This is a genomic window from Winogradskyella ouciana, assembly GCF_009709615.1.
GTDB lineage: Bacteria > Bacteroidota > Bacteroidia > Flavobacteriales > Flavobacteriaceae > Winogradskyella > Winogradskyella ouciana.
Genome location: NZ_WJYA01000002.1, coordinates 33,947 through 52,114 on the forward strand (window position 1 = coordinate 33,947; position 18,168 = coordinate 52,114).

The following is an 18,168-nucleotide window of genomic DNA, read 5'->3' on the forward strand; positions in this document are numbered from 1 at the left end:
ACACTTGCTTATGGAACATAAAAAAAAGCCTTCATTTCGAAGGCTTTTTTTACTTATTCCACTAATTATATTTTCAATTCATTAAACATCTTCACCAATTTAGGATTGGATGGTCTTGGTGCATCCGCACTAACAATATTACCATCAGGATCAATTAAGATAAACCTTGGGATGCCTTCAATGGCATAGTCTTTTACAAATTGTGAGTTCCAGTCGTTATCAGCCATTAATTGCACACCTCCCAGCTCTTTTTCCTTCACCATTTCTACCCAAGTATTATGAGCGGAGGCTTTATCAATAGAAGTACTAACAAATGCAATGTTTTTACCATGAAATTGTTTTTCTACTTCTTTTAGTGAAGGTATTTCCCTAATACAAGGCCCACACCAAGTTGCCCAAACATCTACATACACATACTTTCCTTTTAGGTCTTCTAGAGATGTTGTGCCACCCTTATGATTTTCGTACTCTACAAATTCTGGAGAAGGCATTCCTTTTGCCAGCTTCTTTACTTTGTTATACTTAGCTGTTAATTCTTCTTTATATTTATCATCAGATGACATGGCGATTAAACCATTGTAATAGGCTTCATTATGCTCATTATTTGGCGAAATATCATAACGTAATCTATTGGAAAGATCAGCCTTTAGAGCTGAAAACGTGTTGTTATTGATATCTTCAAAAACTTCAGATGGATTTTTGCTGTCACTTATTTTAGAAGCGTAATGACCTTGTACCAGTCTTTTGTAACTGTCAAGCTTGGCATAATCTTCTTCGTTATTATAATCAACGGATTGCAATAACTTCATAAAACCCTCAGAAGGTTTAAATTCTTCTTTTTTTGCATAGTAAGCATGGTAAGACTTATAGCTTTGAAGGTCTGCAAAATGTTCATAATCAATATTTTTCTTTTCTATAGCTTTGAGGTCATCACTTATGTTTTCTGCACTTTTGAGCAATTCAAGCTTAGTGCTTTTTACTTCATCCATAGTAGCAAGAAAATCTGCTTCTTCCATAGCAAACACCTTTGCAAAATCTAAGTTAGATTTTTCATCAGCTAAAACTTTTTTGGCTAAATAGTTATTATTTTCAGATCCTATACCAGTAAACTTTATGCTTTCATCAAACTCTTTTGTATCTACAGTAACATTAATATCGTCACCTTGTTCTAAGTATAGATAAGCTATTTCCCTTCCGTGATCGAAAGTGTAAGTGCCATTTTCAATTTTTAGAGTATCAGCAAAGGTTCCATCGTCGTTTAGAGCTATTTCTTTTACTTTTTCTCTACCGTTTAGAATAGTGACAACCTTATTAGCATGATTCTCAATTTTACCTGAAAGTAATGCATAATCGATTTTAGGCTCTTCCTTACATGCAAATAGGGAAACAGCAATACAAATGACAAATAATCTTTTCATAATTAATGTTTTGTTGAGTATCAAAAATATAAATTATAAGGAGATATTCAAGAGAATATGATTTATTAACAAATTGTTGTGAAACCAAAAAATATTCTCAATTTTGAAGGATATAACTTAGAATCTATGGATAACTATCATATCATTTCTTCTGAAACAATTGATATTGTTACGATATACAATATTTTTAAAGAAAACAAAAAATTAAAACTCTCTCAGAAGTCAATTGATAAAATAACAGCCTGTAAAGCTTATTTATATGAAAAGCTAGCCAATAATAAAAAGCCAATTTATGGAATAAATACAGGCTTTGGTTCGCTTTATAATGTAAAGATTTCTAATGAAGACTTAACTAAATTACAAGAGAATTTGGTGATGTCTCACGCATGCGGCACTGGTGATCGTGTTCCAGAATCCATTGTTAAAGTGATGCTGCTTTTAAAGATTCAATCATTAAGTTATGGACATAGTGGTGTGCAGTTAAAGACCATTGAGCGGCTTATAGACTTTTTTAATAATGATATATTTCCTTTTGTATTTACACAAGGGTCATTGGGAGCATCAGGTGATTTGGCACCCTTAGCACATTTAGCTTTACCGCTTTTAGGAAAGGGAAGTGTTGTGCATAACGGTGAAAATTTTGAAGCTTCAGAACTTTTAACAAGATTTGGTTGGGAACCTATTAAACTTGAAGCTAAAGAAGGTTTGGCGCTTTTAAATGGCACACAGTTTATGAGTGCTTATGGTGTTTATTTGTTATTGATGTCTCACAAAACATCATATATGGCAGATATCATAGCCTCTATTTCTTTAGATGCTTTTGATGGGAGATTAGATCCTTTTCACGATTTGGTCCATGATGTAAGACCACATCCTGGTCAGAGAAAAGTGGCAAGGAGATTTAGTGAACTTTTGGAAGGGAGTGAACTCATCAATAGAGAAAAAGAACATGTGCAAGACCCTTATTCGTTCCGATGCATTCCTCAGGTACATGGAGCTACAAAGGATACCTTAGACTTTGTTGAGAAGGTAATTTTAACGGAGATAAATGCAGTAACGGATAACCCAAATATTTTTCCTGATGAGGATATGATAATTTCTGGTGGTAATTTTCATGGGCAGCCATTAGCTTTGGCTTTAGATTATTTAAAAATTGCCATGGCTGAAATTGGTAATATTTCTGAACGCCGAATATTTCAATTAGTTTCGGGATTACGAGGTTTGCCAGCATTTTTAGTTGATAATCCAGGATTGAATTCTGGTTTCATGATACCACAATATACAGCGGCTAGTATTGTCAGTGCTAATAAACAATTGGCTTCACCTGCAAGTGTGGATAGTATCGTTTCTAGTAATGGACAAGAAGACCATGTGAGCATGGGAGCCAATGCAGCAACTCAAGCCCACACCTTAATTAAAAATGTAGAGCGCATCATTGCTATTGAGTTGATGAATGCTTCACAAGCTTTAGAATTTAGAAGACCATTAAAAACGTCTCCGTTACTTGAGTCTTTCTTGGAACACTATAGAAAAGTGGTTCCATTTATAAAAGAAGATCAGGTGTTGCATAATGACATTGAAGCTTCAATACGGTTTATTAAAGAGGTTGATATAGAAGTAGAGGAATTGTTTTTAAATAATTATGGTGTGGAAAAACATTGATTTTTTAATCTAGCTTTTCTTTTCAATAAGCTCCTTTGCCCAGCTAAAAGCATCTTCTAATTCGGTAAATATTTCAAAAGGTTTGGTAAAAAACATTTGTTCTATTTGGGCATTAACCTTGGCTTTATAATTACTGGAGACCACGGCAAACCCTATTAGATTGTCAATTTTTGCAGTTTCATAGTAGATTTTTGGATCTACGGAATACGAATTGACTCTATGTGTTATATATACAAAAGGTTTGTCCGCATAGTACGCGTTAGTTACTTCCACCAAAATTTCATTATAATCTGGTGTAATATTTACTCCTTCTTTCATAACAACAACGACATAGTAATCATAAATCGTCATATCACAAAAGTCGAAGGTTAGGGATTCTTTCATGAGTTAAATAATTCAAAGGTTCCCTTAATATATAAAAAAACTCCTCAAATATTGAGGAGTTTTTAGTGTTTATTTTCTAAATGTTTAGGACTCAGTAGTCTTGCTTGAAGATTTAATTTTAATCTTCAATTTATCATTTTTAGAATCCAAATCCATGGTAATGGTATCACCTTCATGGATTTTAGAATTGATAATCTCTTCAGCAAGAGCATCTTCTACATATTTCTGAATAGCTCTGTTTAGTGGTCTTGCACCATATTGCTTATCGAATCCTTTTTCAGCAATGTAGTCTTTCGCTTTAGCTGTTAATTTAAGTTCATAACCTAAATCTTTAATTCTACTTATAAGCTTCACCAATTCAATATCAATGATCTTATCGATATCCTCTTTTTCTAGAGCATTAAAGACAATGACATCATCAATTCTGTTTAAGAATTCTGGCGCAAAGGCTTTTTTAAGTGCATTTTCAATGACTGCTTTGGCATAATCACTTTCTTGAGCTTCTTTAGCAGAAGTACCAAAACCTACACCAGTCCCGAAGTCTTTTAATTTGCGCGCACCAATATTAGAAGTCATAATAATTATGGTGTTTCTAAAATCAATTTTACGACCAAGGCTATCTGTTAAGTATCCATCATCAAGAACCTGTAATAACATGTTGAAGACATCTGGATGTGCTTTTTCAATTTCATCTAAAAGTACTACAGCGTATGGCTTACGTCTAATTTTTTCAGTAAGCTGACCACCTTCTTCATAACCAACGTATCCTGGAGGTGCTCCAATTAAACGTGATATCGCAAACTTCTCCATGTATTCACTCATGTCAATGCGTACTAAGGCGTCATCACTATCAAATAACTCGCGAGCCAATACTTTTGCCAATTGAGTTTTACCAACTCCTGTTTGGCCTAAGAATATAAACGAACCTATTGGTTTATTAGGGTCTTTTAATCCAGCTCTGTTTCTCTGAATTGCTTTAACAACTTTTGCAACAGCAGTATCCTGACCGATTACTTTTCCTTTAATAAGGTCTGGTAATTGAGACAATTTATTAATTTCAGTCTGTGCAATTTTGTTTACAGGAATACCTGTCATCATAGATACGACATCAGCTACATTATCTTCGGTAACCACTTCTCGGTGCTGTTTGGTTTCTTCTTCCCATTTTTCTTGGGCTGAAGCAAGCTCCTTTTCTAATCGTTTTTCATCATCCCTTAGCTTTGCAGCTTCCTCATACTTCTGTTTCTTTACAACACTGTTTTTGGTTTCCTTAACCTCTTCTAGCTTCTTCTCTAACTCTAGAATCTGCTTAGGCACGTCAATATTTGTTATATGAACTCGAGAACCTGCTTCGTCTAAGGCATCAATGGCCTTGTCTGGAAGGAATCGCTCAGTCATATAGCGATTAGTTAATTTTACACAAGCTTCAATTGCGTCATCTGTATAATCAACATTATGGTGTTCCTCGTATTTACCTTTAATATTATTTAGGATTTCAATTGTCTCATCAACAGTTGTTGGTTCAACAATGACTTTCTGAAAACGACGTTCTAAAGCTCCATCTTTTTCGATATACTGTCTGTACTCATCTAAAGTTGTGGCACCAATGCATTGAATCTCTCCTCTTGCAAGAGCAGGTTTAAACATGTTAGAAGCATCTAAACTACCAGTTGCTCCACCAGCACCAACGATGGTATGAATTTCATCAATGAAGAGAATAATGTCATCATTCTTTTCTAGCTCATTCATTACCGCTTTCATTCGCTCTTCAAACTGACCTCTATATTTTGTTCCAGCAACTAAACTAGCCAAGTCCAAAGTTACTACACGCTTATTAAATAAAGTACGCGATACTTTTCGCTTTACAATTCTAAGTGCCAATCCTTCGGCTATAGCAGACTTACCAACACCAGGTTCTCCTATTAAGAGAGGGTTATTTTTCTTACGTCTGCTCAATATCTGAGATACACGCTGTATTTCTTTTTCTCGACCCACAACAGGATCTAGTTTGCCTTCTTCAGCAAGAACGGTTAAGTCTCTTCCAAAGTTATCTAAAACAGGTGTTTTAGACTTCTTGTTTGTTTTGCTAGATTGGCTTCCGCCAAACGGGTTTTGTTTTGCATCCTCTTCTTCTTCATTTGCATCATCATCTGAGAATGATTCTGACTTTGGCTCATCTAGGTAATCATCTTCGCTTGTAATCATAGATTTAAATTCTTCTTTAACGTTGTCATAGTCAACTTTAAGTTTGTTCAACAATTTAGTAGTTGGATCATTTTCATTTCTTAAAATACACAATAATAAATGTGCAGTATTTATAGAGGTACTCTGAAACAGTTTTGCTTCTAAAAAAGTTGTTTTTAAAGCACGCTCAGCTTGCCTTGTTAAGTGCAAGTTTTTCTTTTCGTTAGATGTTGTTGTTATATTAGGATTAGCAGGGCTTAAAATTTCAACTTTTCGTCTCAAATGATTAAGGTCTACATCCAATGAACTTAATATATCTATTGCCTTTCCGTTTCCGTCACGCAGTAATCCCAACATTAAATGTTCGGTACCAATAAAATCGTGACCTAAACGCAGAGCTTCCTCTTTGCTATAAGCTATAACATCTTTAACTCTTGGGGAAAAATTATCATCCATAGTAAATTCCTTTCTGCTTTAAAAATAGTAAAAACATATTATCTAAAGAACAAAAACCATACCTTAAATATTATGTGTAAACGAATAGACTAAAAAAGCATTTTAAATCAAAGCAAATATCAAGATACTTATTAACGAAAAAGATATTAAAAATTGTTAATAAAAACTCCTAAAAACAAGCCTTAAATTCTCTTTAAACACTACCAAATTGGTTATATTAGCACGTTTTGAAAACCTACAAAAAATCTAATTAATTTTATATATGGCAGAAGGAGAAAAACTCATTCCAATTAACATTGAAGATGAAATGAAATCGGCTTACATTGACTACTCAATGTCAGTCATTGTGTCACGCGCGTTACCAGATGTAAGAGATGGTTTAAAGCCAGTACATAGACGTGTACTTTATGGTATGCACGAACTTGGTGTTAGATCAAATACAGCACATAAAAAATCGGCAAGAATTGTTGGTGAAGTTTTAGGTAAATATCACCCACATGGTGATACTTCAGTTTATGATACTATGGTACGTATGGCCCAAGAGTGGAGTTTGCGTTATATGTTAATTGATGGTCAAGGTAACTTTGGTTCGGTTGATGGCGATAGTCCAGCAGCAATGCGTTATACTGAGGCTAGAATGCGCAAGATTTCTGAAGACATGTTGGCAGATATTGACAAGGAAACAGTAGATCATAAATTAAATTTTGATGATACGCTTGAAGAACCAACGGTTTTGCCAACGCGTATTCCTGGTCTTTTGGTTAATGGAGCATCTGGTATTGCAGTTGGTATGGCTACAAACATGCCTCCGCATAACCTTACTGAAGTTGTTAATGGTACTATAGCTTATATAGACAATAACGACATTGAAATTGATGAGTTGATGCAACATATTAAGGCACCAGATTTTCCTACTGGAGGAACAATTTATGGATACGATGGTGTAAAGGAAGCTTTTCATACAGGTCGTGGCCGAATCGTTATGCGTGGTAAAGCCAATATTGAAGAAGTTAATGGACGTGAATGCATTATCGTAAACGAAATTCCTTACCAAGTCAATAAAGCAGATATGATTAAGAAAACTGCAGACTTGGTAAATGATAAAAAGCTCGAAGGCATTTCTACCATAAGAGATGAATCTGATAGAAACGGAATGCGAATCGTTTATGTTTTAAAGCGTGATGCGATTCCTAATATTGTACTTAATAAATTATACAAGTACACCGCATTACAATCGTCCTTTAGTGTTAATAATATAGCTTTAGTAAATGGACGCCCGCAATTATTAAATTTAAAAGAACTAATTCACTACTTCGTTGAACATAGGCATGAGGTTGTTGTTAGACGTACTACTTATGAATTACGTAAAGCTGAAGAACGTGCTCATATTTTAGAGGGCTTAATTATAGCTTCAGACAATATTGATGAGGTTATTAAAATTATTCGTGCATCTTCAAATGCAGATGAAGCTCGAAATAATTTAATTGAACGATTCAAACTTTCCGAAATACAAGCCAAGGCCATTGTTGAGATGCGTTTGCGTCAGTTAACTGGTCTGGAGCAAGACAAATTACGTTCTGAGTACGAAGAAATAATGAAAACCATAATAGATCTTAAAGATATCTTAGACAAGAAAGAGCGTCGAATGGATATCATAAAGGAGGAGCTTGAAGTGGTAAGAGATAAATATGGTGATGACCGTCGTTCGGTTATAGAGTATGCAGGCGGTGATTTGAGTATCGAAGATATGATTCCAGACGAAAAAGTTGTCATTACTATTTCGCATGCAGGTTATATTAAGCGTACATCACTTACGGAATATAAAACCCAAAATAGAGGTGGAGTAGGTCAAAAAGCATCGACTACTCGTAATGAGGATTTCTTAGAACATCTATTTGTAGGTACTAACCATCAATATATGCTGTTCTTCACACAAAAAGGAAAATGTTTCTGGATGCGTGTTTACGAAATTCCTGAAGGAGCTAAAACATCTAAAGGAAGGGCTATTCAGAATCTTATAAATATTGAGCAAGATGATAAAGTGATGGCTTTCATTTGTACACAAGACTTAAAAGACCAAGACTATATCAATAGTCACTATGTCATTATGGCGACAAAGAAAGGTCAGGTTAAGAAAACATCTTTAGAGCAATACTCTAGACCTCGTACTAATGGCATCAATGCGATTACCATTAGAGAAGATGATACGTTATTGGAAGCAAAGCTTACAACAGGTGAGAGTCAGGTAATGTTAGCGCTTAAATCGGGTAAAGCCATTCGTTTTGAAGAAGCCAAGACCAGACCAATGGGAAGAAATGCTTCTGGTGTTAGGGGAATTAGGCTGCAAGACGAAAAAACAGATGAAGTAATAGGTATGATTGCAGTAGATGATATGGATAGCAATATTCTCGTTGTTTCTGAAAATGGCTATGGAAAACGTTCTAGTTTAGATGATTACAGAATTACCAATAGAGGCGGAAAAGGTGTAAAAACTATTTCTATTACAGAAAAAACAGGTAACTTAGTATCTATAAAGAATGTGACAGATGACGATGATTTAATGATTATCAATAAATCTGGTATTGCTATTCGTATGGAAGTCGCTGATTTAAGGGTAATGGGAAGAGCAACACAAGGTGTAAAACTCATTAACTTAAAAGGCAATGACTCTATTGCTGCAGTAGCAAAAGTCATGAAAGATGACGATGAAGATGTTGAAGAGTTAGATTCTGAGTTGTCTGACAATCAGGCACCTAATGAGGATGGCACGGCTATTGATAATAATGAAACTGAAAACTAAAAATTAACAACAAAATTATTTATTACAAGATGAAAAAATTTATGACATTAATGTTGCTTTTGGCTATTACATCTATGTCTTTTGCACAAAAGAGTGAAGTAAAAGCTATTGAAAAAGCAGTAAAAAATTCAAATTTTGCTGATGCTAAATCTGCTGTAGCAGCTGCAGAAGCATTAATTGGAAATATGGATGATAAGACCAAGGCAAAATTTTATTTCCTTAAAGCTCAAGCACTATACGCTAATGGTGCCGGTACCGACGCAAATGTTGACGAGGCAATTGCTACTTTAGATCAACTTAAGGAGTTAGAATCTGGAATGGGCAAACTCAGGTATACTGAAGAGGCTAACGAAATGAAATCCCAGATGTTCAATTCTTTTATAACTAAAGCTAATAATGCTTTTAATAATAAGGATTATAAAACGGCCGCAAAGAGGTTTGAGAAAATTTACAGAGTTTCACCTCAGGACACCATGTACTTATTCAATGCTGCATATTCTGCGGTAGAAGATCAAGATTATGACACAGCCTTAGATTATTTTATTCAGTTAAAAGATTTAGGCTATACTGGTGTTAAAATGAATTACTATGCTACTAATAAAGAGACCGGTGAAGAAGAAATATTTGCTGATAAAGCAGGTAGAGATTTGTCTGTAAAGACACTAAAAACCCATGTTAAGCCTAGAGATGCCCAGTCAGAATCTAGGAGAGCGGACATAGTAAAAAATATAGCCATCATTTATGTTACTAAAGGTGAAAATGAAAAAGCCTTAAGTGCTATCCAAGATGCAAAAGAAGATAACCCTAATGATTATAATTTAATTCTTTCAGAGGGTAATGTTTATCTTCAATTGGGTAATACAGATAAAGCTGCTGAGTTATATAAGGAAGCTTTAAATATGGACCCAGAAAATCCTGAATTAAATTACAATGTAGGTGTATTGGCAATGGAAGCTGAGCAATACGATTATGCAATTGAAGCTTTTAATAAAACCTTAAAGTATAAGCCAAGTTATGCCGATGCAGCTTTAAATTTGTCTGCTATAGAAATCAATAGAGGTAATGCACTGAATGACGAAATGAATTCATTAGGTACGTCATCAGCTGATAACAAACGCTATGAGGAATTGAGATCTCAAAAGAATGAGCACTTTCAAAAAGCTGCAGAACATCTAGAAAATTATGTAGAGAAAAACCCTAATACCAAAAATCTTGATATTCTTGGTCAATTGAAGAATATATATAGCGCATTAGGTGAAACTGAAAAGTTTAAGGAGATGAGAGCAAAAGTTGAAGAAATTGAAGCTGGTTCTGGTGGGAATTAATCTTTGAAACTATAAAATTAAAAAGCGACTATTACCAAAATAGTCGCTTTTTTATACAATCTTTTTAATGACTCTTAGCCTATGTGTATGTGAGTTTTTGTCAACATTATAGATACCGCTATGATCTAAACGATCTATTCGCACTTTACCGTGTGCATGAATAATGTAATTGTTTTCCATAATAATACCTACATGGATGATATCACCTTCGGCATTATCAAAAAACGCTAGATCGCCAGGCTCACTCTCTTCAATAAAACTTAAAGCCATACCTTGAGCTGCTTGTTGAGAAGCATCTCTCAATAATTTATACCCATTTAGCTTATAAACCATTTGTGTAAAACCAGAACAATCAATTCCGAAGGGTGTTTTTCCTCCCCATAAATACGGAGCATTCAAATACAAAAAAGATGTTTGGATTATGTTGGTCTTTTCATTTTTTGATGTCAACCTATTACCATCAAATTTGTGCTTAAGAAGCTCTAAGCTATTTAAATCTGACCCAAGTGGAATTGGGTAGAGATTATTTGATGCATCGGAAACAAATTCTACTAAATCTTTCGATAAATTTATATCTGCTTCTAATAATAATTTGTACTGAGATTCTTCAATCTCTAGATACTGTTTATTATCTATCCACCCTTCGTATTTGTCATAGGCAAAACGAATACGGCTCCATTTCTTTCGTTGCTCAAGCACTTTAAACTGATCACCATACAGAGCCTGCGTTACCATTTCACTAGTATCGCTAGGTTCTAATCGTATGGGTACAATTCCTAAATTGCAAATGCCGTATTGCATAGAAAAGTTTTAAGCACGCTCTAAGACCATTGCAGATGCACCACCACCACCATTACAGATAGCAGCTGCACCAATTTTGGCATTATTTTGATGCAATACATTAATTAGGGTAACAAGGATTCTTGCACCAGAACATCCTAAAGGATGACCCAATGAAACTGCACCACCATTAACGTTTACGTTTTCGTCGGATAATCCTAAAATTTTCATGTTTGCTAAACCAACAACTGAGAAAGCTTCATTAAATTCAAAATAATCAACATCTTTAAACTCAATATTTGCTTTAGCTAACGCTTTTGGTAATGCCTTGGCAGGCGCAGTAGTAAACCATTTAGGTTCTTGTGCTGCATCCGCATAACTTTTTATAGTTGCAATTGGTTTTAATCCTAATTCATTAGCCTTTTCCCTGCTCATCAGTACCATTGCTGCCGCACCATCATTAATAGTGGATGCATTTGCAGCGGTAACCGTACCTTCTTTGGTAAAAGCAGGACGTAAAGTAGGAATCTTTTCCATCTTTACGTTGGTGTATTCTTCGTCTCGATTAACTATTATAGGCTCACCGCGACGCTGTGGCACTTCAACAGGAACGATTTCATCATCAAACTTACCAGCATCCCAAGCTGCCTTAGAGCGCTCATAAGATTGGATTGCGTATGCATCTTGATCTTCTCTGCTAAACTTATATTCCGTGGCACAAGCATCCGCACAAACTCCCATGGCATGTTTTTCATAGGCATCTACCAATCCGTCTTTTTGCATACCATCTTCAAGTGTTGCAGGTCCAAATTTAGTAGCACTTCTTGCATGGTAGTAGTGTGGTATTGCACTCATGTTTTCCATTCCACCAGCTACAACAATTTCCGCATCTCCAAGTTGAATAGCTTGGGCAGCTTGAGTAATGGCTTTCATACCAGAAGCGCAAACTTTATTAATAGTAGTACAAGGCACTGTATCTGGAATACCTGCATAAATTGCGGCTTGTCTTGCTGGGGCTTGTCCTGTACCTGCTTGTACAACATTTCCCATCAATACTTCATCAACCAATTCAGGTTTTAAACTAATTTTATCTAAAGCTCCTTTAATTGCAGTAGCGCCTAATCTTGGTGCCGGAACACTAGATAAGCTTCCTAAAAAACTTCCTATTGGTGTTCTTACAGCAGATACAATAACTACATCCTTGTTCATTATATTTATGTTTTATTTAGTTGCTGCGAAATTAATCAATTTTTGAGAGATTTTAGAATGTAATTAGGATTATAGCAGCCTAAAATTTTATTATTTCTTACTTTTGATTGTGTATGAAGGAACTTCTCAACAAATGGTACAAAAATCATGCATTAGTATATAAAATACTATTGTTTCTGTCCACTACATTATTCATAGTCTATCTGTTTCCTAAGACAGGGAAGTTTAGATTTTCTTTTGAAAAAGGAAAGCCTTGGCAGTCCGAAAACTTATATGCCCCTTTTAATTTTGCGATAAAAAAAGCACAGGAGGAGATTGAGAGCGAAAGATTGGAGGTAGAAAACAACGCTTCAGTATATTTTGATTTAAATACTGAGGTTAAGGATTTAGTGCTGTCAGAATATTTAAAAAAATTCAATCAAACATTTAAAGACACATTAGATTTAAACACCAATGAATCTAGTCTATATAAGAAAGGAAGATCTTTTGTTGATTTGCTGTATTCTAACGGCATTTTAGATACGGACTATAATTACCCCAACACTAAGCCAGTGGTTTTAGTATCTTCAAACACAATTGAAAAGCAACTACAGTATGAAGATTTAATTGAAATTGGACAATTGCGACAACGTCTTGATGATCATTTTTCAGAATCACCATCTGCAGATCGTAATAAAATCATCTCTCTCTTTTTTGATATTATAAAACCGAATATTACACTAAACGAGAGTTTAACCCAAAACGCCTTAGAGGAAGAACTTTCTCAAATTTCCCAAACCCGAGGTAGTATAGATAAAGATCAGCTCATTATTTCAAAAGGTCAAGTCGTTGAGGATGAAGAGTATATAGTATTAAATTCCTTAAAATCTGAGTATGAATCCCAAGTTTGGAATACCGCAAATTATAACTGGGTGCTTGTCGCATACACCTTATTGGTGGCATTAGCGCTTTTGATGTTATTATTATTCTTAAGAAAGTACCGTATGGAGGTGTTTTTGAACAACACAAAAGTCACCTTTATATTTTTCAATGTAGTTATAATGATTCTGTTAACTACGTTGGTAATTAGCTATAATTCTCAGTATATCTATGTTGTACCACTTTGTATTTTACCATTGGTGTTAAAGGCATTTTTTGATGCTAGGTTAGGGCTTTTTGCACATGTGCTTACCGTATTGCTTTTAGGATTTATAGTACCTAATAGTTATGAGTATATGTTCTTACAGATAATCGCGGGAATTGTAACTATACTTACCGTTTCAGAATTATATAAGCGCGCTAATTTATTTATTTCAGTAGGTCAAATAACACTTATTTATATAATAGCATATTTTGCATTTTTTGTAATTCAAGAAGGGCAGGTAACAAGCTTAAAATGGGAAACTTTCGGCCTGTTTATATTATGTGGTTTGGCAACATTATTTGTACAACCTTTAATATACATTTATGAAAAGGTATTTGGACTGGTTTCTGACGTGTCCTTACTTGAACTTTCAGACACAAACACAAAATTATTAAAGGAGCTTTCTAATAAAGCACCTGGAACTTTTCATCATTCTTTAAACGTGGCCAATTTAGCTGAAGCTTCTGCAAATGAGATTGGAGCAAATGCTATGCTTGTAAGGGTAGGCGCTTTGTATCATGATATTGGTAAGATGAAAAATCCAACTTATTTTACTGAAAATCAGAGTACAGGCATAAATCCACATGATGAATTATCGAATCGCGAAAGTGCCAGAGTTATAGTAAATCATGTTATAAAAGGTATAGAGATTGCCAAAAAGCACAATTTACCAGATCGTGTGATTGATTTTATAAGAACACATCATGGTACAAGTATGGTGTATTATTTTTATATGAAGGAAAAAGCAGAAAATGAAGATTTAAAATTAGAGGATTATTCTTACCCTGGACCAAAGCCTTTTAGTAAAGAAACGGCTATTTTAATGATGTGCGACAGTGTTGAAGCCGCTTCAAAAAGCCTCAAAGAACCTACAACTACAAAAATTAATGACTTTGTAGAGAGTATTATAGACAAGCAAATGGAAAATGGTCAGTTTCTAAATGCCAACATTACATTTAAGGAAATTCAGTCCATTAAAAAAGTACTAAAGCATAAGTTGGCAAACATATACCACCTTAGAATTGAATACCCTGAGTAATAAAACAAAAAAGCCTAACTATTTCTAGTAAGGCTTAATGTGATCGCGACAGGATTCGAACCTGTGACCGTCTGCTTAGAAGGCAGATGCTCTATCCAGCTGAGCTATGATCTTTTCTAGCCTTTGTGATTCCAGTGAAGCAATGTGCTCCGTTTTGTGCATCACTTTAACCTGATTAATAATATTATTATAAAGTTAGTAATTTTCTCTTATTGATGATTTAAAGCTAGGCAAGCGAAAAAGCATGTGTAGCTTAATTATAATGTTTTACAATGTAAAGCTTATGATTAAGTTACTCATGCTGGCTGAGAAATAGCTCTTTATGATTTTGATAAAAATTGTAAAGTGCTATTTGTGCTTGGGCGAGCGGATATTTTACATAATGCAGTTATAGTACAGAAACTAAATGAATGCTACTATAACTACGCGTTATGTAACATAGCTTTGGGTTTTTATAAATTAACAAGTAGGGGGTATCCAAATCCCATATTAACAAACTGGGGTTTCTGTTGGAAGTAGTTATTTGTCTATATTGCTTTTAAATTTTTAAAAAAAATAAAAAAATGTACTATGTTCTTACCGAAAACTTAAGCTTTGAGATTGCTTCAGAAGATCTTCCTGAAAAGTTAGATTTTGAAAATGCTCTCAATCTAATTTCAGAAACTGATGATAGGTGGCGACTTCCAAATATTGAAGAACTAAACTTAATGTTTAAGCTTCACAGTAAAGCAGTAGGCAATTTCAAGTATGATACTTACATAAGCTCAGAAGGCATAAATAATTATAATTACAAATCAAAATCTTTCATAGATGGTAGTATTCGCAACGGTAGTAGTTATAAAAAGCCACCCTTTAAGAACAGGGTGAGATTGATTAGAAACATATAATTTAATAATCTCGAAGAGCTATAATGCTATATTATTTCTATAATCAAAAGGGCTTGAAAGCTTTAAAATATGCCCAAAAACGAGGTTTTAGACTACACCTATTTTTTCTGATGTATGAAAATTTCAGAAAATAACTTTAAAATTAATCTTTCAACTAATTATTAATCTTAAAAATTAGTTCTAACCTTCATCAGCATCCGACCTAATTACAAAGGTCAGGGATGCGTGTGTTTATAATATAATAAGTTATTTTCTAGGCTACAGTTGCATTACCATTAATAAGGTCAATGATTTTAACAATTTTTATTACATCTGCATCATTTTCAAAAACACCCGTAAGTCCTTGATCATTAAGGTCTGTAAATGGTGGCTCAAAGAGCATTTGCTTATCTATTGTGCCATTTTTAGTAAGGTAAGACATTATCGTTCTTACAAAAGTGATTTGATCTGCTCTTAAATTACCTGTCATTTTTATCTATTTCATAACAATAAAATTTCAAATGTTAAAATTGGCTCAAGTCCTATAGAGGCTGGTTATTCAGCCCTTTTTAACTTGTAGAAAAGAACTATTGGTTGTACATTTGTATTGTACTCTCTTCGAGATTGAAGAGACCAGCTGTGGAAAGAATCTGAAGAAAAGGATAACAAGCAGTTTAGAAGTTGGATTATTAATTGCGACCTTGAAATAACAGGTAAACATAGCGAGGCGGTTTTCTCCAATAGGTACACAAAGATTTTAGCGAAATCAGTAGCTTGGAACATAACACAAAAGTAAAAAGTGTCCTGAATGAACAGGAAGTGTCGGTATCCAGGGTGGGTGTAAATAGATTTATAATCTATGACGTACAGTACTGTATAAGTTGAGGTTTGAAAACAGAAGAGTAAGTCTAATGACCTACTACTTCTGCTAAACCAAACAAAATTTGGTAAGGGGTTTTCTATGTTCTTTTCTAAAGAGCATACCTTAAAAATTCCATAAAGCATCGATATTCTAAGAAATATAACTCAAGGGAAAATTACTATCGATATCTTGAATTATTTAAGAAATCACTGCAATATGCAATTCATCAATTTTATTTGTATCAAATGCATCTAAATAAATAGCTGTGGTTTTATTACCGTATTCATGACCTAAAGCTTCTGCAATTAATTCATTAGAATATCCTAATCGCTTTGCTATAGTTGCAAAACTATGCCTAGCAGTGTAAGTAGTAATTGTACTATCACTTTGTAACTCCAGAGAAAGACGTTTTAGATATTTGTTAGTAGTTTTAATCCATTGCTTTATGACTTTTTTAGCTTCTAAGCTGTCCTCTTGTAAAGTTTCATTAATAATAGGTAGTAAATAACTGCTGTTTTCATACTGTAAGCTTTTAATGATAGCTTCAGCAGGCTTAAAGAGCCTTATACTGTAGTTCTTGTGAGTTTTTCTACGATTATAAAGTATTCTACCATTATTTATATTAGATGCCTTTAAGTAAGCCATATCTGTAAACGAAATTCCACGTAAATAGAAACTTAGCATAAAGTATTTTAATGATTTGCTTGCTGTAGAATCTTCATCTAACTCAATAGATTGTAATCGTTTTATATCTTCTCTGGAAATAGCTCTTTTAGCTGTTTGCTCAGACTTAATAGTAATGTCATAGAATGGATAATGAGACCTATCCACAAGTTTGTGCTTTATAGCTTTGTTGTAGATTGCCCTTATTGTTCTAAAATAGTTAGAAATACTATTTTGTTTGAGACCTTTGAGTTTTAGATGATTTTCGAACTTTTGTAGTAGTACATAATCAATCTCAGTGAACGTAATATCCTTTTTACAAAAATCTAGAAATCTGTTCATAGCAGTTCGATAAACCAGAGCATTTCCAGTATTTTTTGTTGTGAGCATTTCATCAATCAACTGTTGGGTGAAGGTTTTAAATGAACTAGTTTGAGTTTCTGTTTTGCCTTTTATAAGTAGCCTTAACTTTTCGATAGTTACCTCATCATCCAAGGCTAAAATTGCTTTCTCTAATGCTAAGTAGTCATTAAGTAGTTTTAGATTGATACTTTTCGCATTTGGACAGGAATTAATAACACGAGAATTAGTGCTATTCCAGTGCTTCTTTAATACAGAAATACCTGCATTAATTGTGTGAACCTTTTTAAGGTGTCTGATTTTGTAAATAATGTTGTAAGTATCATTAGACTTCGCTCTTCGTGTATCGAGCTTAATTTTTACTGTTGCCATAATTAGGAAGTATTATGGTCAAAGTGTGCGCTGTTTTGTGCACTTTTAGCGTCAGAAAATAGTCAAATTATCTGATTCTCTGGAATAGATGAAACTAGTATAAACAAAAATAACCTCCTGAAAATCAGAAGGTTATAATGTGATCGCGACAGGATTCGAACCTGTGACCGTCTGCTTAGAAGGCAGATGCTCTATCCAGCTGAGCTACGCGACCCTTCTTCAAGGATTAACTACGTTGATCCTGAAAATAGGTTATTGTAAAAAGCGTTGCTTTTTACAAAAGCTTCAAACAATTTTTTATGAAAATAAATTTTCAACAAAATCTTACTTAAGCTTTTTGTCGGGGTGGCAGGATTCGAACCTGCGACCTCCGCGTCCCAAACGCGGCGCGATAACCGGGCTACGCTACACCCCGAAAAATTGGTTATCAATTCAATATTGCGGAGAGACCGGGATTCGAACCCGGGCAACACTTACGCGTTGACAGATTAGCAATCTGCTCCATTACCACTCTGGCACCTCTCCAAAATTAAAAGAACATTTCTTAAAATTACACAAACAACAAATAAAATTTCTTTTACCTGTTAAGCGGGTGCAAATGTAACTTTTCATATTAAAGAACGCAACAAATTTTTTGAATTTTTTGTCAAATTTCTAATGACTTT

General features: G+C 34.2%; 12 protein-coding genes and 4 tRNA genes. 5 read left to right on the forward strand and 11 right to left on the reverse strand.

Going from position 1 to position 18,168, the window contains the following annotated elements:
• Window positions 1–65: 65 nt before the first annotated feature.
• A complete protein-coding gene (locus F1003_RS00960) occupies window positions 66–1,418 on the reverse strand; it encodes a TlpA disulfide reductase family protein (protein WP_155087334.1) in 1,353 nt (450 codons plus the stop codon).
• A 126-nt stretch (window positions 1,419–1,544) separates the two neighbouring features.
• Here F1003_RS00960 and hutH point away from each other — a divergent pair, with 126 nt between their 5' ends.
• A complete protein-coding gene (gene hutH, locus F1003_RS00965) occupies window positions 1,545–3,080 on the forward strand; it encodes a histidine ammonia-lyase (protein WP_155087686.1) in 1,536 nt (511 codons plus the stop codon).
• 9 nt (window positions 3,081–3,089) lie between these two features.
• Here the strand turns inward: hutH and F1003_RS00970 are convergent, their stop codons facing one another.
• Both F1003_RS00970 and F1003_RS00975 read right to left on the reverse strand, forming a co-directional pair.
• The gene (locus tag F1003_RS00970) at window positions 3,090–3,464 is read right to left on the reverse strand and encodes a hypothetical protein (protein WP_155087335.1); all 375 of its coding nucleotides are present in this window, start codon (window positions 3,462–3,464) and stop codon (window positions 3,090–3,092) included.
• Window positions 3,465–3,548: 84 nt separating this feature from the next.
• Entirely contained in the window at window positions 3,549–6,104 is a 2,556-nt protein-coding gene (locus F1003_RS00975) for an ATP-dependent Clp protease ATP-binding subunit (protein WP_155087336.1), read from the reverse strand.
• Between the two features lie 262 nt (window positions 6,105–6,366).
• Between F1003_RS00975 and gyrA the strand changes: the two genes are divergently transcribed.
• Window positions 6,367–8,904: a DNA gyrase subunit A gene (gyrA, locus tag F1003_RS00980; protein ID WP_155087337.1), complete on the forward strand. Its 2,538-nt coding sequence runs from the start codon at window positions 6,367–6,369 to the stop codon at window positions 8,902–8,904.
• Between the two features lie 29 nt (window positions 8,905–8,933).
• On the forward strand, window positions 8,934–10,229 hold the full coding sequence (locus tag F1003_RS00985; protein WP_155087338.1) for a tetratricopeptide repeat protein: 1,296 nt from the start codon (window positions 8,934–8,936) through the stop codon (window positions 10,227–10,229).
• A 51-nt stretch (window positions 10,230–10,280) separates the two neighbouring features.
• On the opposite strand, the gene F1003_RS00990 is transcribed toward F1003_RS00985, so the two are convergent.
• Window positions 10,281–11,030, reverse strand: coding sequence for a C40 family peptidase (locus F1003_RS00990; RefSeq protein ID WP_155087339.1), 750 nt, complete (start codon window positions 11,028–11,030; stop codon window positions 10,281–10,283).
• 9 nt (window positions 11,031–11,039) lie between these two features.
• On the reverse strand, window positions 11,040–12,218 hold the full coding sequence (locus F1003_RS00995) for an acetyl-CoA C-acyltransferase (RefSeq protein ID WP_155087340.1): 1,179 nt from the start codon (window positions 12,216–12,218) through the stop codon (window positions 11,040–11,042).
• A 113-nt stretch (window positions 12,219–12,331) separates the two neighbouring features.
• Here F1003_RS00995 and F1003_RS01000 point away from each other — a divergent pair, with 113 nt between their 5' ends.
• Complete coding sequence (locus F1003_RS01000) at window positions 12,332–14,380, forward strand: HD family phosphohydrolase (protein ID WP_155087341.1); 2,049 nt, start codon at window positions 12,332–12,334, stop codon at window positions 14,378–14,380.
• Between the two features lie 40 nt (window positions 14,381–14,420).
• Here F1003_RS01000 and F1003_RS01005 read toward each other — a convergent pair.
• Window positions 14,421–14,492, reverse strand: a tRNA-Arg gene (locus tag F1003_RS01005).
• Window positions 14,493–14,943: 451 nt separating this feature from the next.
• On the opposite strand from F1003_RS01005, the gene F1003_RS01010 reads away from it, so the two are divergent.
• Window positions 14,944–15,267: a hypothetical protein gene (locus tag F1003_RS01010; RefSeq protein WP_155087342.1), complete on the forward strand. Its 324-nt coding sequence runs from the start codon at window positions 14,944–14,946 to the stop codon at window positions 15,265–15,267.
• A 253-nt stretch (window positions 15,268–15,520) separates the two neighbouring features.
• Here F1003_RS01010 and F1003_RS01015 read toward each other — a convergent pair whose 3' ends face one another.
• The 5 genes from F1003_RS01015 to F1003_RS01035 all read right to left on the reverse strand — a co-directional run bounded on the left by F1003_RS01015 (window position 15,521) and on the right by F1003_RS01035 (window position 18,028).
• Complete coding sequence (locus F1003_RS01015) at window positions 15,521–15,736, reverse strand: type I restriction-modification enzyme R subunit C-terminal domain-containing protein (RefSeq protein ID WP_155087343.1); 216 nt, start codon at window positions 15,734–15,736, stop codon at window positions 15,521–15,523.
• 570 nt (window positions 15,737–16,306) lie between these two features.
• Window positions 16,307–17,503 carry a site-specific integrase gene (locus tag F1003_RS01020; RefSeq protein WP_155087344.1) on the reverse strand — a complete coding sequence of 399 codons (1,197 nt, stop codon included), beginning with the start codon at window positions 17,501–17,503 and terminating at the stop codon, window positions 16,307–16,309.
• 140 nt (window positions 17,504–17,643) lie between these two features.
• Window positions 17,644–17,717, reverse strand: a tRNA-Arg gene (locus F1003_RS01025).
• A gap of 126 nt (window positions 17,718–17,843) precedes the next feature.
• A tRNA-Pro gene (locus F1003_RS01030) sits at window positions 17,844–17,918 on the reverse strand.
• Between the two features lie 26 nt (window positions 17,919–17,944).
• Window positions 17,945–18,028 (reverse strand) — tRNA-Ser (locus tag F1003_RS01035).
• Window positions 18,029–18,168: the final 140 nt, after the last annotated feature.